The sequence below is a fragment of the Frigoribacterium sp. RIT-PI-h genome (assembly GCF_001297205.1).
GTDB lineage: Bacteria > Actinomycetota > Actinomycetes > Actinomycetales > Microbacteriaceae > Frigoribacterium.
The window spans coordinates 1-20,579 of record NZ_LHOZ01000072.1; the positions used below are offsets into that span (position 1 = coordinate 1).

Sequence of the window (20,579 nt, forward strand, 5' to 3'; positions counted from 1 at the left end):
CACGGTCATCGCTGCGTCGTTCGACCCCGCACTCATCACTGCCTAACGACGGATATCGGCAAAGGCACGGCGACTTTGCAGCGGGGCCTGACCACCTCGTGCCGTTGTCGTCTGCCCGTTAGACGGTGGTCTACCGGGCGGGTGGTCGGTTTCTCTAAACTGGTCCGCGACTAGAGGCCATAGAACGCATTTAAAAGACATGCACTACTCATAATTGCCCTTTATCTATACGCACTTGTCTGTCAGTGTGACTGCGGGGGACCTTCCCCGCTGAAAGGATTGACATGACAAAGAAGGGTCATTCCAAGTGGTGTCTCCTTGCAGGCTGGAGCTGTACCGAGACGATGTCTTCAGAGGGTCCAAGTTCGGACCGGCTAGGGACACCGGCAACCTGGGCATCATGGACCGCGAAGCTTCATCGATGCGCATTGTCGCGTAGCAATCTCTGAAGAGGGGCCCGCATAGCTGCGGGCCCCTCCGTGTGTCGGTGCCTATTCGCGGCTAGTGCCTGTAGCTCGGAGCGCGTCAGCTATCTCCTCGTCTGTGAAGCCCTCGTCCTTGAGTGACTGCCTAACGCCGCGTTCCTCCCGCTCCTCACGGGTTAGGCGCGTCTGCGCACGGATCTTTTTCAACTCCCGCAGGGCGGCGATCGCCACGTACGTGGCTACAAGGGCGGCCGCCAAAGCGACACCTGCCGCAATCAGTGCAACTAAGTCCATTTGTCGAGGCTACGCGAGCTTCTTCCGCACCCCTGCCTCTAACACGTGCAATCAGCGCACCCGGCCGGGGCGGGCGAATTGCCCTCTCGTAAGGGGAAGGTCCTACGAAGCAGTTGTCCAAGAAGTCCGCCTAATAGACGGTCCTTAACCGGACGGTTAGCGTTGGGTCGCGTGTTGGCCCACACGTGCACTGCGTAGGGCCAAATGTGCCGTTGGGTTCCGGCCTTAAAAGCAAGTTCGGCTGCTTCTGAGTGGGGGAGCATGGACGAGAGATTGATCTCATCGTCGACCGCCAGGTCAACCCGGCGCGAGTGGAGCACCTTCCGGGTGCCCACGTGCACGGAAGGGTGCGGGCAGAAAGATGGCATACGACACCCGCCTACACCCTCGAACGCTGCGATGACGGACGACATCGGGCGGCGAGACCCCGAGAAGGGCGTCTCGTCGACATCGAGATGGTGCAGGCGAGAGAGCCGTCAGCTTCTCGGGAGCGAAGGCACCCCGTCGTCTGTACGTCCGGCGGGAATGTCCGTCACGTCGACATGTTCGTGCCGGAGGGTGGTGGTGACGTCGATATCCTCCACGACGTGGTCCACGGTCACGCGGATGCGTTCGACGGGGACGACGACGCGGTCGACGACCATACGTTCTTCGTGCAGGACGATCTCGAACGGCGTCACGGCCGACTCCGAGAGGGTGGGCCCGTCCGGGGCCACGTCCTCGTGGACGATCTGGAGCTCCTCGCGGCGGACGGTCACCGTGATCGTCTCCTCGTACGAGACGACGACCTTCCGGAGGCGCACCCGCTCGACCGGGACGGTGGCCCTCGTCAGGCGGGCGCGTTCTCCGGAAAGGACCGCATCCACCGTTACGGGGAGTGGCGCCGTCGACCCGCCATGACGACCGACGGGATCGTCCTCGGGGTGTGGGTCGAGCGGGTCGACGGTGCCGGGGGTCATCGGCCCAGGCCGACGCGGTCGATCTTGCGGTGGTAGCGCATGCCGGCGAGGCCACCGAGGATCGCGCCCACGAGGGTGACGACCAGGACGGCGACGAGTCCGAGGACGCCCCCGAGGGTGATGTCTCCCTGGTCGAAGGTGCCCGTCGGGACGGTGCCGATGCGTGACAGCACGTCGAACTGCGCACCGGCGATCGCACCGACGACGGCCAGTACGACGGTGACGAAGATCGCCCAGAGCCATACGGCCACGCCTTGCTTGACGCCGGAGAACCGCGCCATGCGCCCGGCGACGTAGCCACCGGCGTAGTAGGCGATCAGCAGGACGACGAGGAGTACGACGATCCCGACGATGCCGGTCGTCGTCGCGTCGTCGGCGGCGGCGTCTGCCGCGTCACCGTCGGTCCCGGCGGTGACGCCGAGGCCGATCGCGGTGAGCAGGGCGAGGAGGAGGACGGTCAGTCCGGTGGCGCTCAGCCATCCGAAGAAGGCCGCGCCGAACTTGACCCCGCCGAACTCGGCCTTCTCACGTGCGACGACGCTGTGCCGGTCTCGATCGACGTCCGCCGGGACCCGGGTCTCGGCGTCGGGCGTGCGACGGTACGGGGCGTCGTCCCCGGTGGCACCTGCCGCGGTGCTCATGCGCCGGTGGTGCGGTCGTCGGAGCGGCGGCCGTCGGTGACGGTGTCGTCGCCGTCGAGTTCGATCTCCTCGTGGCGGACCTCCTCGGTCACCTTCTGCTGCTCGGTGACGGTCTCGGTGCCGAGCTGGACGCGCTCGACCGGGACGGTCTCCTTGTCGGTGACGACGCGGTCGGCGGTCAGGACGACCTCGTGGGTCTCCTCGGTGAGGTCTCCGCCGGAGAGGGCGTCGCCGACGTTGGCGTCGGTGATGGCCTCGCGGGTCACGCGGATCTCGTCGTGGCTGACCGGGACGGTCTCGGTGACCTGCTCGGCGACGACGTACTTGCGGAGGCGGGCGCGGCCGGCCTCGGTGGTCTCGGTGCCGACGTGCAGGCGCTCCTCGCTGCGGGTCATGGCGTCGTCGGTGTCGGGGCCCGAGGTGTCGTGGCCCGCGCCGGTTCCCGTGACGGTGTCCGCCGCGGTGCCGGTCGTCCCGGCGTCCAGGTCGACGGCGTTCGTGTCGGCGTCCTGGTCGAAGAGGGGCTGGTCGACCCGCGCGCTCTCGAGGCTGTAATAGCGGTACAGGTCCGCCTCCTGGTCGGGTGAGAGGTGACCGTCGGAGTCGTCGCTGTGGGGCGCGTCCTTGACCATGCCCTTGCCGTAGGCGACGTGGACGTCGTCGCCTCGGACGGTGGCGTCGACGAGGGGGGCGAACGATTCGCCGGTGCCGAAGAGTCCGGTGTTCACGGTGATCCAGGCGGGCTGGCCACTTTGGTCGTCGAGGTAGACCTGGCCGATGCTGCCGATCTTCTTCCCGTCCTGGTCGACGACGTCGCCGCCGGAGGAGAGGATCGTGTCGATTTCGTTGGTGCTGATCATGGTGATTCCTTTGCCGGGATGAGCGTTGGACGGGGTGTTCAACGTCGGTCTTGCTGAACCTGTTGTCGTCGGTGGCAGCAGGAGTGGGATGCGAGTCCCGCGACGACGATCTGCTCTGCACGTAATCGGCCCTCGGTTTTCGACCTATGTGCGCGCTCGTCGCGGGGTATGCAGTGTGGTGCCTTTGGCAATCCTGGGCTTACAACGTAAACCCAGGGGAAACGTACACCGTAAGCCGCAGTAGCGTGGGGTCGAGATGGCTGGGGTTCGTTCTTGAGGAGCAACCTCACGACACACGGGCAAGGAGCTTCGACGGTGGGAGAACGCGAGAAAGCGCGTCGGTCGGGTCTGGGTGCGCCCAGGCTCAGCCGGGAGTTGATCGTCGAGACGGCGCTCCAGCAGATAGATCGCTCAGGCCCTCAGGGTTTGTCCATGCGCACTCTCGCCCAGGAGCTCGGCGTGGAAGCCATGTCTCTTTACCGGTACGTCCACGGCAAGGAAGACCTTCTCGAGGGCGTCGTCGCGTCGTTGATGAGTGACCTCACCTCGCAGCTGAGAGACGCCCAAGATCAGCACTGGCAGGAGTTCCTGCAAACGGTTGCCCATGCGGTTCGTCAAATAGCCACGGATCACCCGAAGGCGTTCCCCCTCGTCGCGACCCGTCACCCTGCGGCCCCCTGGCTTCGCCCACCTCTGCGAAGCATCGAGGTCGTGAACACCTTCTTGACGGCCCTGACCGGAAACGGTTTCGACGACGCGGCGGCGGTAAACGCGTACCGGGCGTTCAGCAGCTTCTTACTGGGGCAGCTACTCCTTCAATCGGTGGTACGAGGAGCGGAGGCAGGTCCGGTGGAAGAGCCACTCGACGAAGGACGAGCGTCTGTGCCCGAGCATGACGGAAACACACCTCTCGACGAGGCTCCTGAGGTTCGCCGACTCCGTGCCCTCCTCAGTGAAGACCGCAGCGATGAAGAGTTCGAAGTCTCTCTCGAAGCCCTCCTGGACCGGCTGGCGCGCGACGTGTCGCAGTGACGCGGCCGCTTCGGTAGGTCGTTTCGTCCCCTCGTCGACTCAAGTTCTCTCCGAACGGTAGGGTTGGCGCGCGACGGGCCGGCCATGTCTGACAGGCGGTCGGTGATCCAATGCGGCGTGGCTGGTGGGCTAGCTGCTAATCGAAAAGGGCCGGTTCGGTGCCGTCTGGCTCGAGGTCATAGTGATCAATCAGTGCGGTGATTACCGTGCCTGAGAGAGCGCCATCGTCGCTGTGGGAAGCGTCTTTGATGATCTCTTTGGAGTACGGGAGGTGGATGTCGTCGCCTTCAGCCGTTAATTGATCGAGGGGCGCGAAAGTGGGTCCGTGACCAAGGGGGCCAATCGTGAAGGCCACCCACCTAGGAGCATCGGTGCCGGTGGCAAATTTGGTGCTGCGGATGGTGCCAATCTTCTTCCCGGCTTGGTCGTAAACGCTTCCGTCTGAGTGCAAAGGACCTCGAGTTGCTCGCTGCTGATCACTGTGTGTCGTCGGCTCGGAAGGTGTCATCAATCTAGGCCTCGCGTCCTGACTCTGTGCGCCACTGACTTGTGCGTCCGAGACCGCCCACAGCACTCCACGGGTGGAGCAGGCCAGCGTCAGCTGGACTGCAGAACAGGAGGGGCTAGCTCAGTCGACGTTGTTCTCGGGGTGCAGGTCTTGGAGATCGATATCGTGATCGATGATGGCCTGCACAGCCTCGGGGCTCGCGTTCAACGCCGCCGAGAGGTCTGCAACAGGGACGTGAGCGTCGACGGCGTCTTCCAGAGCTGTGGTGGCGGTCTCGGCGGCTTCAGGGATGTCTCCGACAGGGCTGCCAAGGAACGCCTGAACTTCATCCCGGGCGAACTTGGCCAGACGTTCCTGCTCGGGTGTCAGCGCTGCTGGCGTCGCTGCGGCATCACTCGCAGGTACCAGATAGGAAGAGTCGCTCATAGCGCTGATCTTAAGTCGAACCGAGCCCAGCCCGCGGTCGTTCATCGGCACTTTTTGGCCCGAACCAAGTCAGATCCGGTCGTCATTGAGGTCGTTACGGTTCAGCTACTTCGCACGTGGCCCTGCTCGACTGGGTAACCGGGCTCGAGGATGCGCCGCCGACATCGAACCGGAAGGCCCGGATGCGCGTCCTCGTCCGCAACTCGCTCGCCCTGCCCGTCGGCCTGACCGTCGTGGCCGTGCCACTGGTCTGGTGGCTGATCTCACCGGCCGCGGCCTTCGCGCTTGTCGCCCTGGTCGCGCTCGAGGTTGCCATGAGCGCCGACTCGTCGGTGCCCATGGCTGGCCTCGCGGCCCGACTGCATTTACCCGCCCGCCGATTCTTCCTGTCGGTCGGGCTGGTAGCCGGCGTGCTCGCCATGCGCCTGTTGCTGCCGCCGGCCGCGGTCGCCGTGAGCGCGGCCGAGTCGCCGGTAGACGCCGCGACCGAGGCCCTTGTCCAGCCTGCGCTGTTCGCCGAGCACCTCGGGGCCGCCCGGCCAGGACTTGCCGCGTTTGGTGCCGCGTTCATCTGGCTCGTCTTCGCCGAGTACCTGTTTAACATTGACCGGGCACCACGCCCGCATCCGTGGCTTGGACGACTCGAGGCGGCCGCGGCCCGGGTGACCAGGCCACGGGTGCTGGCGCTCGGGACCGCCGTGGCCGGAGCGGCGCTGATGACCGCACTCGTGCCTGCTAACGACCGGGTCACCGTTGGGGTGGCCGGGATCGTGGGCGTCTCGACCTACCTCTTCATGCGCGCCGTCGGGCGGCTCGCCCTACGGGGCGACGCCGCCTGGCGGCTGCACGTCTACGCGGGCACCGTAGTGTTCCAGCGCGGCCTGACGGTGTTCATGCTGTTCGAGATCCTCGACGGCGTCTACACGCTGTCCACGACCAACACGGGGCTCGCCTACCTCGAACAGGCGGCCGTGGCGGCGGTCGGGGTGGGCATCGGCGCGGTGTACCTCGCTCGACTGACGTCACGCATCGACTCGACGAAGGGGCTGGCCCGGCTGCGTCACCTCAAGGCCGGAGCCGCCTACGTGCTCGGCGTCCTGGCCGTGCTGCTGTGGGCGAGCCTCGTGGTGCCGATCCCCGGGGCGGTGGTCGGGTGGTACGGCACGGCCATCATCGGGGCGGCGTTGCTCACGTCGTTGCGGTGGCGTCGTCCGAGGCGCCTCTTGGCTCGATGATCGCCGCACGCTCACGGCTGATCAACCTGGCGGCCGGTGCAACCGGGACTACCTAGGGCAATATTCTGTGGCGCGACCTGGACCGGGCAACCTGACCGGTCAGTGCGAGGGTGCCGAGCGAGGCCTCGCCTTAGGTGGAAGGTTGCCTGGGGTGGGACGGGATGAACCAGCCCGGAATGGATGCGTCCAGATCATGCCGACGTGTTTGGCTAAGCCTGCCCGTTCGTGCCAGGCGGCGTTGTCGCCCCAACCACCTCCCTACCGCGATCCCTGTATGGTCCCGGTCTCGGGCTGTGGGGAGTGTGCCGCCGCCCTCGTCTATCCAGGACACGGTTCGATTGAGCATGCGGGTGAAGTGGTCGTCTTCCCGTCGGCGCCGTGATGAAGCGTCAGGAGTTCCTCGAATACTCCACACCATTCCTATCTCCGCCAATGCGGCGATCCTTGTCTGTGTCAGGGTGCCGGCACGGTATTCGACTCTTCGGGTGTCGACCCATCTGCCGAGGGCGAACCCGTCGGAGGTGACGAACCACACCGGGACGAGAGTGTCCCCTCGTTGGGCTTGGTATGCCCGCAACTGTTCCAGGCCGCTCTCCCATTGCTGGGCTAGGTCACGCACAACCCATGTGAACCCCATGTCTTCCAGCTCGGGCCACAACCTCATCGCGCGCACGGGGTCGCGCTGCCATTGCCTGCGCCGAGACTGCACCCACACCCCCAACGTCAGCCCGTCGTCGGTGCAATAGGTGTGAGGGACCAGTCCGTGGCCGTGGGCCTGGATGAATTGTCGGTAAGCGTTGATCCCGGCATCCCGGTCGATCATCACCCACCGAACGCCGACGTCATCCAATCGTTCGCGCCGATCGCGGGGGAGCGTGCCGGCGTCGGCGAGAGTGCGCTGACGGTGCAACCACGCCCCCAGACGGTCACCTTCGGCCGTGACGTAGGACCGGGGAACGTCAGCACTGGAGTGCTCTGCGCGGTACAGCAGGAGCGCATCGAACATGTGCTCCCAGAGGTCCTCGCGCCCACTCATGACCCCATTGTGCAAGGTGCGGCCCCTCAAGCCCAGACCCTCCCCTTCACCGACTGCGCTGGGTGCAAAGTGGCGCACGCCAGTCCACTTCGAGCAGGCGCCTGTCACATCCTCGAAGGTGTGTGCAGTTGCGGTCTAGGGCGGGTGTGGGAGGCTGAGGTGGGTCGCGATTCACAGGTCGCGGCCCTGTGTGAGGACGAAGGGCAGGGGTGCTCGGCGTCGGTGGGAGACGGGCCGTAAGTATCTGAGCGCTACGGCTCGTCTCTCCATGAGGCCCCGTGGAGTACTCAGCCGCGGCGGAGGTGCCGGCCGATGGCTATCTGCCAGGACTGGTCAATGATTGTTTCTCGTGCGGCGCTGGTGACGGTGAAGGTGTCGTCTGTGTAGATGAGGTGCCCGTGTCCGATGTGCTGGCTGCCGAGGTCTTCGACGATGCTCCATCGGCCCGGGGCGTCGTAACTCACGACGGCAGGAGATGGTGTCCGGGGAAGGCGCACGCGAAGCGGCTCAGCAGCGGGCCGAAGCGGGAGCCCCGGAGCGGTGCGGGGTCCGATGATGCGCGGTCAGTGTCGTTCAAGGAATCTCCGGATGGTCTTGGCCATCCTGCGGTGTGCGGCGCACAACTAGTCGACCCAAATCGTGGGTTGGTGGTAGCCCCGGACGGGGGATTGCCCACGGTGGCTCTAGTTGGTGGGGTGGGTGTGTGAGTGAGCAAGCCCCCGCCCCGACGTACCAAGACAGCGGCAACACCGACATTCGTGTCCGGATCGTGGAAGCCACCATCGATTCGTACCGGCATCACGCCTTTCACGAGACCACCCCGGCACTCGTTGCCCGCCGGACAGGTCTAAGCGAAGAAGTGATCGCAGCCCACTTCCCTGTGTGGGATGGCCTGGTGATGGCAGCCGTTGACCGGTGGAATGCTGAACGGATGCAGCACGTGCACCCCCTCATGGTTTCCCACGGCACGGTCGCTTTCCTGCGTGGAATCGTCAGGGAGAATGTCGCCGATCCGTCTCTGATGAGAGTGCTGACGGCACTGCTGAACGTCGCCGCGACCCCGAACCACCCGATGGCGCCGCTGCTGCACCACGAGTGGAGGAAGTTCCACCACGTCGTGATGGCGGGCCTTGAAGCCGACATCCGCGAGGGGCGAGAACCAGCGAGCATGGAACCAGCCCGGGGAGCTGAACAACTCATCGCCCTGTACGAGGGCCTGCAGATGCAATCCATGGTCCGGCCCCGGATGGATCTCCTCGAGGCCTTTGACCGGGCCATCACACGTCTTCGGGCTGGGTGGTCCCACGCTTACACGGCCCCTGTCTGGGATCTTAGCTAAAGCCGCAGAGGCGGCCCTGCTGCCGTTCACGCGCGCTCAGTGTGTCCAAAAGGTGCCGCCAATCAGGCGTGCGGGGCCGCGCCTCGGGCACGCCGGATCAGGTAGGCAGTCCAAGACGCGACCTGTGCTCGGTAACCAGCCGGACACCCCGCAACGGTACCCCGGTTGGCATGAGCAACGGCTAGAGCTTGAGGCAGGGTTCCCGGGACTGTGGTGTTCTGGGTGTCGGCGATGCCAGTCCCGTGGGGTAAGCCCGGGTGTCAGTCAAGCCGGCAGGGAGTATCTACCGGAAGGGTCGCGAATCTGCGGGCGTCAGAGAGCTAAAGGGTGTCCACTGACTTTGGCTCGCAACGCGCGAGCTAGAAGCAAAGGAGAACACGATGGGCCTGCTCGATAACGCCAAGGACGCCATGAACGGTGAACAGGGTGAGAAGATCACCGACTCCGCCATTTCCACAAGCGAGAAGACCGTCTCTGCCAAGACGGACGGCAAATACGACAACAAGCTCGATGCGGCTGGCGACGCCGCCGACAAGAAAGTCGGCAACGACTAAGCGCCCGCGCTCTCTAGCGCGGTGCAGCTCGCAGGAGCTGCGCCGCGCTTTCCAGTGTCCTGGCTCATAGCCTCTTGTCGGTCGTTCATCGGGAGACAATTCGGAGTGGGTTTGTGGGCATGTAGGCGACGGTCGCCGTCGTCTGGTCACGGTTGCGTAACTGATGTGACCACCCTGTACCCCAGTTGTGCACCATCTTGCTGAGCTGGTCGGGCAGGTCGCTGGGGCGCTGATCAGTCCGTGTAACCCGGACTGCATGGTCTGGTCGGCGGTGGCCGACCTGAGGGCCTTTTCAGTGTCGTTTGGGTGCTTATTCTCAGCTTGACGTGGGTCATGGGGGCCCGCGCTGGTTGGGGTTTGAGATGTTGTCTGGTTGGGGGCGCCGCGGCGCCGTTGTGGGTTCGGTAGCGGCGTTCGCGTTGCTGGCCGAATTGTTGGTCGCGGTTCCCGCGGTCGCGGCGGAGCCGGTGCCGGATTACGGTTCCGTGCCGCCGATTTCGTCCGATGCGGTCGATCCGGCTGTGCCGACGGTCCCAGACGGGTCGACTGTGCCGGCCGTGGGGGAGGGGTACGAGACTGCCCCGAACCGCACGGGCGAGGCGCCGAAGGCCTCGACCAAGAATCAGCCGAAAGTCGATGAGTCGTATGACCCGGCGACGTCGGTGTTGGTGGAGCAGTCCGAGTTCCAGGATGTGTACGAGAACGAGGACGGCACGAAGACTGCCGTGATCGCGCCGGAGCCGGTGAACGTCGAGCAGGCCGATGGGTCGTTCGTGCCGGTCGAGACGACGTTGGTCAAGCGCCGTGACGGTGACCTCGAGCCCGGTGCGCACCCCCTCGCGCCGGTGTTCGCCGACACCGCAGCCGACGGACAGGTGTTCTCCGTCACGAAGGACGGCTACACGATGGGCATGGAGCTCGTCGATGCTGCGGACAGCAAAGCGGTCCGGAAGGTGTTCCCCTGGTCGAGTACCCCGGCGGACCTCGTGCGCTACCCGGACGTGTTCCCCGACACGGACCTGACCTATGAGGTCACCGACGGGTCGGTGAAGGAAGAACTCGTCCTGGCGAAGGTGCCCTCGGCGAAGAACGAGTCCTGGACCTGGAACGTCACCGCCCCGGGCCTCACCGCCACGATCGACGACAACGACGCGGTGGTCTTCACCGATGCTGCCGGGGCCACGGTGTTCGGCATCCCGGCACCCGTGATGTATGACTCGTCCGGGGTCGAGGGGCAGAAGACCGACGCCGAGGCGATGGTGCCCTTGACCCTGAAGAAGACGTCGGCGGGGTGGGCGATCACGTTGACGCCGGCACGGTCGTGGTTGACGAATGAGGACCGGGTCTATCCGGTGCACATCGACCCCGCGGTCCACGACGGGGCGATGAACGATGCCCACGCCTTCCGAAGCGACGGGGTCAACCGGGCCGACGGGATCTCTCGCATCGGCAACTCTCGTGATGGTGGCGACAAGTTCTGGCGCACCGTCCAGCACTACAACTACGAAGCCCTCTTCGGTAAGCAGATCCTCGACGCGTACCTGTACACCCGCAAGGGTGGCGAGGGAACCACGGACACGTACCTGAACACGCTGCACTACGCCACCGCGTTCAGCTACGGGGGCGTCGGCAACCACCTCGGCAACTGGAACCTCGGCGCTGGAGAGGGCTACGTCGATGACGACCGGGTCACCCAACAGATCTCCAACTGGGTCAACGCCTCGTCCAGCGGGAACTACCTCATGCTCCGCGGGTACGAGGCGGCCGGGAAGTACTCCTACAAGTCCGTCGTCTCGCAGCTGCAGATCACGTACAAGGAATTCCCGACCGCGGGGACCGCGATCGCACCCTCGCCGGCGAATGGAGCGCGGTCGACGTTGACTCCGACGCTGCAGATCTCGGCTTCTGACCCGAACGGTGAAGGCCTCGAGTACGTCTACCGCATCAGCGAGAACCCGAACCCTGACGTGTCTCCGGTGTGGGTCTCCGGTTGGCAGGGCTCGTCGAAGGCGACCGTTCCGGCGGGTGTGCTGCAGCCGGGCAAGACGTACTACTGGAAGGGACACGTCCGGGACGGGTACGACGGCCAGTTCGGTACGTCCACCATCCGCGGCTCGGGTTCGTGGTCGTTCTCGACGAACACCCCGGCCCCGACGCCTGCGCAATCCAGTGCCTCGATCGCGGACGGGACGGTCATCACCGGTCTGACGCCGACGCTGTCGACGGGGACGTCGGCGGACGCGAACGGTGACGCGGTTCAGTATCAGTTCACGATCGCGACCGGCACCGACGGGGTGACCGGGGCCGTTAACTCCTCCGGCTGGCTCGCGACGCCGTCGTGGACCGTTCCCGAGAACACCCTCCAGGATGGTGGCCGGTACACCTGGTCGGTCCGCACGAACGACGGCTACGACAAGCCGCAGCCGTCGTGGCGGAACGCCCTCGTGGTGAACCAGAGGATCGGCGAGTCCGGGCCCGCACCGGTCGACACCGCGGGCCCCGTGACGGTGAACCTCGCCAACGGAAACGTCGGCATGCGCTTCAGCTCGCCGACGGTGTCGACCGTGGGCGGCAGCATGGGCATGGCGTTCAGCTACAACAGCCTCAAGCCCAAGGCCGGCGGCCTGACGGGGTCGTACTACGACGTCACCCCCGCAGCTGGCGCGACGCCGTCTTTCGACTTCACCGGCAAGACGCCTGTGCTCGTCCGGACCGATCCGAATGTGTCCTTCGATTGGGGGTCGAGTTCGCCCGGGCCGGCGGTCTCCAACGACTACTTCCTCGCGCGGTGGACCGGGTTTCTCAAGGCACCCGCTGCCGGGACCTACCAGTTCGGTGTCAGCCGTGACGACGGTGCCCGGGTCACGGTCGGCTCCACCAAGGTCTACGACGGGTGGGGCGCCGAATCTCGTAGCGCCGTGCTGTGGGGCTCGAGCGTGAATCTCGCCGCGGACGCGGTGCCGTTCTCCATGGACTATTACGAAGGCGCCGTCACCGCCGGCATCGAGCTGTGGGTGAAGGACAGCACCGGTAACTCGTTCGTCGTTCCGCCGTCGTGGTTCTCCCGTCAGGTGGAGACCCTGCCCGCGGGCTGGTCGGCCTCGACCGCGCTGAACGGTGATGCCGGCGACTGGTCCAGCGTGCAGGTCACCGACACTGCCGTGATCCTCACCGACACCACGGGAACCGCACACACGTACACCAAGACCGGTGGCACGGGTGCATCGACCGGGTACAAGGCTCCAGAGGGGGAGTACGGCGTCGTCGCGCTGGATGCCACCGGGAAGGTCACCTTCACCGAGGACGACGGCACGGTGACCGTGTTCGGTGCCTCCGGCCGGGTCGAGACCGTCACCGGTGCGGGGGACGCCTTGAAGCGCGCCACCCCGATCGCCACCTACGTCGGTGGTACCGGGATGATCCAGTCCCTGTCCGACCCGCTCTCGTACGACAGTGCGTCGAAGACGTACAAACGGCAGGTGATCTTCGCCTACGGCACCGCGACGGGTTCGCCCTGCGCCACGGCTCCGTCCGGGCTGGCTGCTGCTCCGTCGGGGATGCTGTGCAAGATCAGCTACCCGGACGGCACGGTGACCGACCTGTTCTACGACGCCAAGGGCAACCTCGCCCGGATCGTCGACCCTGGCAACGAGATCACCGACTTCGGCTACGACGACGGCAAGCTCACCGCCCTGCGGGATTCCCTGGCCAACGACTGGCTGGCCGTGCCGAACACGGGCCGGGTCGACGCGCCCGCGGTGAAGACCCAGATCGCCTACGACGACAAGGGGCGCGCCACGAGCGTGACCCTCCCGGCGCCGGACGGTGTGACCGAGAACACCCGCCCGCAGAAGACCTACGCGTACGGCCCCCTCACCGGTGCCGGCACCGCGACGGTCGATGTCGCCGGCCTTCCTGTCCCGGCCGGTGCCCACGCGATGACCGTCACCTACGACGACGCGTGGCGGCAGCTGACCTCGACCAGCCCCTCGGGGCTGACCAGCAGCCAGGTGTGGAACGGCAAGGACATGCAACTGTCCTCCACCGACGCGCAAGGCCGCATGTCGACCACGATCTACAACGCCCAGGACCGCCCCACCGACACCTACGGGCCCGCCCCCGCGTCCTGCTTCGGCAGCGACCGGAAACCGGTGGCGTCTTGTGCCGTCACGCCGGCGCACTCCTCGACGACGTACGACCAAGGACTCAGGGGCCTGAACGCGGTCTGGTACGACAACAACCGCTTCGCGGGTGCCCCCAAGGCCTACAGCCTCGGCCTGCCGGGTGTCACCGACGGGTCGATTAACAAGGACTGGGTGATGGACGCCCCGATGGCGGGCATCCCGACCGACAACTGGTCGCTGCGCATGACGGGCCTGATCACGTTCCCGACCGCGGGCACCTACACGGTGAACACGCGCGCCGATGACGCCAGCCAGGTCTGGATCGACGACATCCCGTCGCCGGCCGACCCGACACCGGGCGCCGTGCACGACGCCCCGGGTGTCACGATCACCACGACGGCGCCGAACCAGCAGGCCCGCATCCGCATCCACTACCTCGACTACACCTACAACGCGACCCTCAGCCTCAGATGGTCCGGCCCCGGCCTGCCGTCAGGCGTCGTGCCCGGCTCGGCCCTGACCCCGGACTACGGTCTGGCGACCTCGAGCACGACCGACGACGCGGCCCCGGCTGGTGTCGCAGGGGTCTCGAGCAGCCAGGTGCCGTCGCAGACGAGCTTGACCGAGTACGCCAACCCGTGGCTCGGCCAGCCGACCGCAACGATCGAAGACCCGACAGGGCTCGCGCTGAAGACCACGACGACCTACGAGGCCGTCGGGTCGGGATACCTGCGTCGTCTGACGCGCACGCTGCCGGCTCAGGCCTCGGCGGGGGCGACGACGTCGACCTACTACGGCGACACCGAGACCACCACCGCAGCCGTCTGCGGCGTCCCGGCCGGGACCCCGCAGTACGGGGGCACGAAGACGACCACGACCGGTGCCGGCATCGTCACCACGACGGTCACCGACATCCTCGGACGCGTCGCCGGCACGAAACGCACGGGAGACGCCGACTGGTCTTGCATCACATACGACGCCCGAGGACGTACGGTGACCGCGACGACCCCGGCATACGGCACCAGCCCGGCCCGGACCGCGACGTCGAACTACGCCGTCGCCGGTGACCCGCTGACCTCGAGCACTACGGACGGATCCGTCGCGGGGTCTCCGAACGGGAGCACGATCACCACGAAGACCGACCTGCTCGGTCAGACGGTGTCCTACACGGACGTGTGGAACACGGTCACCACGACCGCCTACGACCGCACGGGCAAGGTCACCTCGACGACCACGAAGGCGGCCAAGGGGGCTCCGCACACGCAGGCGTTCGAGTACAACATCGACGGGCAGATCACGAAGGTTACCTACGACGCTGCTGTCCTGGCTCTGCCGGTCTATGACCGTGGCGAGTTGGTGTCGGTGTCGTACCCGGCCGGTGCCGGGAACCTCGGCAACGGGTCGGTGTTGCAGTCGATCCAGAAGAACGCCGCGGGTGCCCTGACCGGTCTGACGTGGGCGTTCCCGAACGGGCAGCAATCAGTTACCGATCAGGTCGTGCGGTCGCAGTCGGGTCGCATCCTGACGAACACCGCGACGTCCGGTGCGGCGTCGAACGTGTCGTCCTACGGGTACGACGCCGCCGGGCGGCTGGTCACGGCCTCGATCCCGAGGCACCAGCTGACGTACTCCTTCGCCAACGCTTCGTGCGGTGCTGCGGCAGCAGGGCGGAACGGCAACCGGACGTCCTCGACGGATGCTCAGGACGGAGGCGCGGCGTCGGTCACGACGTCCTGCTACGACACCTCCGACCGGCTGCTCTCGACCACGGTCACGGCGCCTCCGGCGGGTGCGACGCCAACGGCGCAGACGATCCCGGCAGCGAAGATCACCTACGACGCCCACGGGAACACCACCCGCCTCGCCGACCAGGTCATGACCTACGACAGCCTCGACCGGCACCTGACCACGGTGCTGGACGACGGCAGCAAGGTCGTCTACCAGCGTGACGTCACCGACCGGATCGTCAAGCGCACCCAGACCACCAAAGCCGGGGCCACCACGTCGACGACGTACTCCTTCGCCGGCGACGGGGACAGCCCCGACCTCGAGCTGGATGACCAGGGCGGCGTCACCTCGGCCGTGGTCTCGCTGCCCGGCTCGGTGCTGGTATCGATGGGGGCGGCGTCGCAGTCGTGGTCGTACCCGAACATCCATGGCGACATCATCGTCACCGCCGACCAGACCGGCACCCGTTCTGCGGGGCTTGCCGTGTACGACCCGTTCGGTCAGACCATGGACCCGACCACGGGTGCGCTGGGCACGGTTCCCGCCAACCAGGCAGGACCCGACAACAAGCCCGGCGACGCCGACTACGGCTGGCTCGGCCAACACCAGAAACTCAGCGAACACCTCAGCACCCTCGCCACCATCGAGATGGGGGCCAGGCAATACGTGGCCGTTCTCGGCCGGTTCCTGGAGGTCGACCCGGTCGAGGGGGGTGTTGACAATGACTACGTCTACCCGGCAGACCCGGTCAATTCGTTCGACCTGAGTGGCGAGTTCGCGATGGCTCTGGCGCCTCTCATCGCTGTCGGAGTGGCTAGCTCGTGGAATCCGGTCGGTTGGGCCATTCTTGCCGCAGTTGTCGTCATTGGAGTCGTTTCCCTTGGCATTCTCTATGCCAAGAAGCACAAAAGCAGCAACGCGGGCTCAGGAAGCAAACCTCGAGCTGAGCGGCCCAAATCAACCCCGCAGCAGATCGACAAAGCTGCAACTAAAGCTGGGTACAAGAAGACCAGCCAAATTTCTGAGGGGCAAGCGGTCTACAAAAAAGGACGAGAATACATTTCCTATGACCGTTTGGGGCACAAGGGTGCCTTTTGGAAGAAGGGGCCGACCGTAAGTGGTCTAAAAAATCCTTCAACGCGTACTGGCTCCTTCGCCAAGGACACGAAGAGACGAGTAGCAAATTGACCGACACGTCTTATGGGCTATATCGCTGGGCGGTCCAGCTTCCGGGAGACACGAACGATCGCACACTCGAAGCCGTACGCGACGGTCAACGTCCCGAAGATACTGGATGGTCGACCAGCGGTCCGAGAGATTCATTAAAACTGGTTTTTGACAGAGGCTCGAGTGCCCTGCTCCAGCACGTTTTACGAGAGAAATTCTCCACACCGTCTCAGGGCGAGATGGGGCGTCTCAGACGAGAATTAGCCAATGGCATTGCCGCCTCTCTATCACAGACGAAGCCTAGATCTCAGGTCTCTTCGAAGACAGAGGAAAGCGATTTTTTTGAGGTTGTTACTTGGGCTCTCATCGACGTGCCAGATGGGTCTACCGCCACAGCACTCAAGGAACGTGCAGATGGTGCGTCCCAAGGTTCCCTGTCACGGGTAATTGATCCGTTCAAGACGTTCTTTATCAGTCTCGATGACACATCGTCAGTTGCCCTGCGCAAAATGGTTCTACAGCAGACGACAGAGCTCGAAGGCCTGAGAGACCTGCTAATTCAGAATTTGCAAGAGTTCCTAATTGAGTCGGGTGTCTCTTAAGACAACTAGCTTGACCGATCGATACATGCTGGATTAAACCTCTCCGTCGTGCCGAGCGCGCCGAGTCCGATCCCTTGATCGGAGGGGCCGTTAGAGCGCGTTGTAGCTACCTCGTGTGGAGGTGTGCGGTGACGGCGGCCTGCCATGACGGGCGGCAGGTCTGTTCGTCGGCCGCGGTCTAGAAGAGGCCGAATCAAGAAAGGACCCCGCTGAGATAGCGAGGCCCTTCCCCGTGGGTGATGATCCGTCAGCAGTCCGGAAGGTAGTCCAGGTTGTTCCGTCCGGTCGAGTCCGGGTTTGTTGTCAGGTAGTCCTTCAGCCCACGGGTGCCGACTCGCACGTACGTAGTCTGCCCTCCCGCGGAAACGGAGTAAGCCTTTGAGTCTGCTTCGATCTTGGCTATTGCCTCGGACTTCGTGTGGCTCCATGACGCTCCGCAGAGGCCGGTGATGTCGCCATCCTGGTCTTTCTTGCTCTTCGTGACTTCCTGGGTCATGGCCAACTCCTTTGTCGCCGAGGTCGCCGGGTGCTACCTCAAGTCGGACTGTCGCAGGCATGGCTGGAATATCGCTGACATAGCTGAGGAAGGGTCGACCGACCGCCTTTTCCCAGGGCGGCCCTTGCTCGGAAGAAGTGTTGCCATGGGTATACCCCAGCGCTACGGTCTCTCGAGGGTGCGGCGCGCGTGGCGGTAGGGCGTGGTTGAAGCCTTTCGCCTCAGGTCTGTGTCAGGGTCTAGGGATGGTGCAGCACAAAACGCAGGTCGTGGCATATGTCCGGGTGAGCTCGGTCGATCAGAACCTGGGCCGGCAGCTCGAGGCCGTCGGCGAGGTCGACCGTGTCTTTGAAGAGAAGGTCTCGGGCGGATCAAGGGCGGACCGGGTCGCGCTCATCGACTGCATCCGGTACGTCCGCGAGGGCGACGTCGTCAAGGTCGCGTCGATGGACCGGCTCGCCCGGTCGCTCGGGGACCTTCGGGAAATCGTGGACGAGATCACGAGCAAGGGTGCCTCGGTGGTGTTCGTGAAAGAGCAGCAGACCTACAGCCGGGACACCGACGATGCGATCGGCCGGCTGATGCTGAACCTACTGGGGGCGTTCGCAGAGTTCGAGCGGACCCTGATCCGGGAGCGGCAGCGAGAGGGCATCCGGCTCGCGCAGGCGGCCGGGAAGTACAAAGGCCGCTCCAAGAAGTTGTCCGATGAACAGGTGGCTGAGGCCCGCTGCCTGATCGAGTCGGGTGTGCCCAAAGCGAAGATTGCGCGGGACCTGCAGATTGACCGGACGACGCTGTACCGGGCACTTGTAGTCAAGTTGTCGGAGTGACCCTGGGGTGAGGGGAATGGCCGCGTCGTGTAGGAGCAGAAATGGAGTTCCGGGATGCACCGTTTGTTACTTTATGGCGGTTAGCGGCGGCGAAGGTGGTCGATGATGGCTGCTTGCCACGACTGGCCGTAGGTGGTCGTACCGGAGGGACCGGTGATGATGAATTGACCGTTGTGGTAGCGCAGGCGGCCCTGTCCGATGCGCTGATCGCCTAGATGCTCGGTGATGAGCCAGGCGTTCGGTGCTTCGTAGCTGAGGCTGAATGGGAACGGTATCTGCGTCATTCTCCCCATCAGAGGTGGTTCAGAGGGAGTCGCGGGAAGTGATGGTAATGGGTCAAATCTGGGCAAGGTCACGGTGTTGGTCCTGCAGGAGAGGTCGTGGGTGAAAGTGGGTCACGCCTGCGCTACCGGATCAGGAGAGCGACACAGGCGCGACCCGTGACCGGTAACCAGCCGGAACACCCTCGAAGGCTAACCCTGAACGACAACTCGGTCTACTTTTCTTCCGCTTATCTACGTTTAGGCGTGTCGACGAAGTCGAGTCAGAAAAAATTTGGGGAGTCGTCAACTCCGTTGGTGTTACTCGGGTTGTTTCAGGTGCCGGTGACGATCCCTTAACGGGAGAACCCCCTCTCGTACGGGATACGAGAGGGGGCCCACCGGGATCACCGGCCCCGAGTAGGGCAAGGTCGGTGCGTCGTCACGGAGACGACCCGGGAGGTGTTACTCCGTGGCGGCGGTGATCTTCGCGACGCCGACGAGCATCTCGTCTTGGACGGCGTCGGTCTTGAAGGTCTGGTTCAGCAGGTCGGCGGCGTCGGGGCTGATGTGGACGGTGGTGCCCTCGAGGACGGCGTTGGTGCCTTCCATCTGGATGGGCTTGAGGGTGCCGCCCCAGAGGTTGAAGAGGTAGGCGTCCTCGGCGGCGACGGTGCCGTTGGCGGTGACGGTGCCGTAGAGCTTGCTCTCGCCCGGGTCGATGCGGAAGTCGGTGAGTTCGACGACGGTGCCGTCGGCGGCGGTGAGGCTGATGCCGGAGCCGTCGTGGTCGATCTCGCCCTGGACGTAGGGGCGCACGTCGCTGTCGGGGCCGTAGTAGTCGACGTTGCCGCCGGTGATCGGGAACGCGAACGTGCCGTCGGTGAAGGTCGCGGTGCCGACGACACCGGGCGTCAGGCCGAGCGAGGTGAGGGCGTCGACGAAGGACTGGTCGACGGCGACCTGGGTGTCGACACCGTTGCTGAGGTCGGCGATCGACGCGGCGGGCGTCGAGGCGGCGCTGGGCTCGGACGAGGACGAGCTCGACGAGGACGACGTGTCGGAGGACGAACCGGAGTCCATCGAGCAGGCCGCGAGGCCGAAGACGAGGGCGCTGGAGGCGACGAGGCCGAGGGCGGACTTGGTGAGGGTCTTGCGGGTGATGTTCATGGTGGTGCTCCTTATCGTTGTCCCGGTGGGGAGTTGATAAGGGTTCGCCGCCAATGCTGGATGGGATTGGTGCGTTACCTGAACGTGATGTGGGCAAAATCTTGTGCACCGATCATTGGCCGTTCATCGGGACACCTGCTCGGGCCTAATTCGGTTTGTTGAGGTCAAGTGGGGCCTGGCCTGCGGATTCGCGTATGCCTGTCCCGCAAAAATGCCCGGTGACGGGGGTCTAAACGCTACAGTCGGTGGATGCTCATCGGATACGCCCGCGTCTCGACCTCGGGACAGGATCTGGCAGCACAACGTGATGGTCTTGCAGCACTGGGTGTTGACGATCAACACGTGCATGTTGACCACGGCTTGTCGGGCACAACTCGAGCCCGGCCGGGCCTTCGCGAGGCCCTCGCTGCCTGCCGTGCCGGCGACGTCCTGGTCGTCACAAAGCTCGACCGTCTCGCACGGTCACTGCGCGACGCGACCGACATCGCGGACGAGCTGACGAAAAAGGGTGTCGCGCTCAACCTCGGGGGGCGGTCTACGACCCCACCGACCCCGTCGGCCGGCTCCTTTTCAACGTCCTTGGCATGGTCGCCGAGTTCGAGGCCGACCTCATCCGTGCCCGAACCCGGGAGGGCATGGCGATCGCGAAGGCCGCCGGCAAGCTCCGTGGCCGCAAGCCCAAGCTGACCGCCTCTGAGGAGAAGCACCTCGTGCAGCTGCACCGCACCGGCGCCCACACCACGAGCGAGATCGCGGAGCTGTTCGGTGTCGCCCGCTCGACGGTCTACTGCGCAATCCAGAGGGGAGCGCAGGCATGAGGAACTTTTCTGGCGAGGCAGGATTTGCGTCGGGACGACTACGCACGAGTGCGCCCCGTCGAAGACTCATCGAAC

The 20,579-nt window shown here is 65.1% G+C and carries 17 protein-coding genes and 1 pseudogene; 7 read left to right on the forward strand and 11 right to left on the reverse strand.

The window, feature by feature from the left end; genetic code table 11:
• Positions 1-491: 491 nt before the first annotated feature.
• The 4 genes from AEQ27_RS09290 to AEQ27_RS09305 all read right to left on the reverse strand — a co-directional run bounded on the left by AEQ27_RS09290 (position 492) and on the right by AEQ27_RS09305 (position 3,179).
• Positions 492-719 carry a hypothetical protein gene (locus AEQ27_RS09290; protein ID WP_054146386.1) on the reverse strand — a complete coding sequence of 76 codons (228 nt, stop codon included), beginning with the start codon at positions 717-719 and terminating at the stop codon, positions 492-494.
• A gap of 476 nt (positions 720-1,195) precedes the next feature.
• Complete coding sequence (locus tag AEQ27_RS09295) at positions 1,196-1,678, reverse strand: DUF2382 domain-containing protein (RefSeq protein ID WP_082383397.1); 483 nt, start codon at positions 1,676-1,678, stop codon at positions 1,196-1,198.
• Positions 1,675-2,319, reverse strand: a complete 645-nt coding sequence (locus tag AEQ27_RS09300) for a hypothetical protein (RefSeq protein ID WP_082383398.1) — start codon at positions 2,317-2,319, stop codon at positions 1,675-1,677. Before AEQ27_RS09300 ends, AEQ27_RS09295 begins: the two co-directional genes overlap by 4 nt.
• Positions 2,316-3,179 (reverse strand): DUF2382 domain-containing protein, encoded by an 864-nt coding sequence (locus AEQ27_RS09305; RefSeq protein ID WP_054146388.1) that lies wholly within the window; start codon positions 3,177-3,179, stop codon positions 2,316-2,318. Before AEQ27_RS09305 ends, AEQ27_RS09300 begins: the two co-directional genes overlap by 4 nt.
• Before the next feature lie 315 nt (positions 3,180-3,494).
• On the opposite strand from AEQ27_RS09305, the gene AEQ27_RS09310 reads away from it, so the two are divergent.
• Entirely contained in the window at positions 3,495-4,211 is a 717-nt protein-coding gene (locus AEQ27_RS09310; RefSeq protein WP_082383399.1) for a TetR/AcrR family transcriptional regulator, read from the forward strand.
• A 136-nt stretch (positions 4,212-4,347) separates the two neighbouring features.
• Here the strand turns inward: AEQ27_RS09310 and AEQ27_RS17190 are convergent, their stop codons facing one another.
• The gene (locus tag AEQ27_RS17190) at positions 4,348-4,719 is read right to left on the reverse strand and encodes a PRC-barrel domain-containing protein (RefSeq protein WP_152970260.1); all 372 of its coding nucleotides are present in this window, start codon (positions 4,717-4,719) and stop codon (positions 4,348-4,350) included.
• Positions 4,720-4,839: 120 nt separating this feature from the next.
• Positions 4,840-5,145, reverse strand: a complete 306-nt coding sequence (locus tag AEQ27_RS09320; protein ID WP_152970261.1) for a hypothetical protein — start codon at positions 5,143-5,145, stop codon at positions 4,840-4,842.
• Between the two features lie 182 nt (positions 5,146-5,327).
• On the opposite strand from AEQ27_RS09320, the gene AEQ27_RS09325 reads away from it, so the two are divergent.
• A complete protein-coding gene (locus AEQ27_RS09325; RefSeq protein ID WP_152970262.1) occupies positions 5,328-6,380 on the forward strand; it encodes a DUF475 domain-containing protein in 1,053 nt (350 codons plus the stop codon).
• A gap of 130 nt (positions 6,381-6,510) precedes the next feature.
• Here AEQ27_RS09325 and AEQ27_RS18750 read toward each other — a convergent pair whose 3' ends face one another.
• Positions 6,511-7,416 (reverse strand): helicase associated domain-containing protein, encoded by a 906-nt coding sequence (locus AEQ27_RS18750; RefSeq protein WP_152970263.1) that lies wholly within the window; start codon positions 7,414-7,416, stop codon positions 6,511-6,513.
• Positions 7,417-7,703: 287 nt separating this feature from the next.
• Positions 7,704-7,880, reverse strand: a complete 177-nt coding sequence (locus AEQ27_RS17770) for a hypothetical protein (RefSeq protein WP_161805513.1) — start codon at positions 7,878-7,880, stop codon at positions 7,704-7,706.
• Between the two features lie 239 nt (positions 7,881-8,119).
• Between AEQ27_RS17770 and AEQ27_RS09335 the strand changes: the two genes are divergently transcribed.
• The 3 genes from AEQ27_RS09335 (at position 8,120) to AEQ27_RS09340 (ending at position 16,349) form a co-directional block, all read left to right on the forward strand.
• Positions 8,120-8,755: a TetR/AcrR family transcriptional regulator gene (locus tag AEQ27_RS09335; protein ID WP_161805514.1), complete on the forward strand. Its 636-nt coding sequence runs from the start codon at positions 8,120-8,122 to the stop codon at positions 8,753-8,755.
• 380 nt (positions 8,756-9,135) lie between these two features.
• A complete protein-coding gene (locus tag AEQ27_RS17195; RefSeq protein ID WP_152970265.1) occupies positions 9,136-9,309 on the forward strand; it encodes an Rv0909 family putative TA system antitoxin in 174 nt (57 codons plus the stop codon).
• 668 nt (positions 9,310-9,977) lie between these two features.
• Positions 9,978-16,349 carry a PA14 domain-containing protein gene (locus AEQ27_RS09340; RefSeq protein WP_152970266.1) on the forward strand — a complete coding sequence of 2,124 codons (6,372 nt, stop codon included), beginning with the start codon at positions 9,978-9,980 and terminating at the stop codon, positions 16,347-16,349.
• Positions 16,350-17,177: 828 nt separating this feature from the next.
• Here the strand turns inward: AEQ27_RS09340 and AEQ27_RS16570 are convergent.
• Positions 17,178-17,426: a DUF3892 domain-containing protein gene (locus tag AEQ27_RS16570; RefSeq protein WP_082383401.1), complete on the reverse strand. Its 249-nt coding sequence runs from the start codon at positions 17,424-17,426 to the stop codon at positions 17,178-17,180.
• A 245-nt stretch (positions 17,427-17,671) separates the two neighbouring features.
• On the opposite strand from AEQ27_RS16570, the gene AEQ27_RS09345 reads away from it, so the two are divergent.
• The gene (locus AEQ27_RS09345) at positions 17,672-18,256 is read left to right on the forward strand and encodes a recombinase family protein (RefSeq protein ID WP_054146395.1); all 585 of its coding nucleotides are present in this window, start codon (positions 17,672-17,674) and stop codon (positions 18,254-18,256) included.
• 80 nt (positions 18,257-18,336) lie between these two features.
• On the opposite strand, the gene AEQ27_RS09350 is transcribed toward AEQ27_RS09345, so the two are convergent.
• Together AEQ27_RS09350 and AEQ27_RS09355 are read right to left on the reverse strand one after the other, a co-directional pair.
• Positions 18,337-18,540 carry a hypothetical protein gene (locus AEQ27_RS09350; protein ID WP_054146396.1) on the reverse strand — a complete coding sequence of 68 codons (204 nt, stop codon included), beginning with the start codon at positions 18,538-18,540 and terminating at the stop codon, positions 18,337-18,339.
• Positions 18,541-18,981: 441 nt separating this feature from the next.
• The gene (locus AEQ27_RS09355) at positions 18,982-19,686 is read right to left on the reverse strand and encodes a hypothetical protein (protein ID WP_054146397.1); all 705 of its coding nucleotides are present in this window, start codon (positions 19,684-19,686) and stop codon (positions 18,982-18,984) included.
• 249 nt (positions 19,687-19,935) lie between these two features.
• Here AEQ27_RS09355 and AEQ27_RS09360 point away from each other — a divergent pair.
• Positions 19,936-20,504: pseudogene (locus AEQ27_RS09360) on the forward strand (recombinase family protein).
• Positions 20,505-20,579 lie beyond the last annotated feature (75 nt).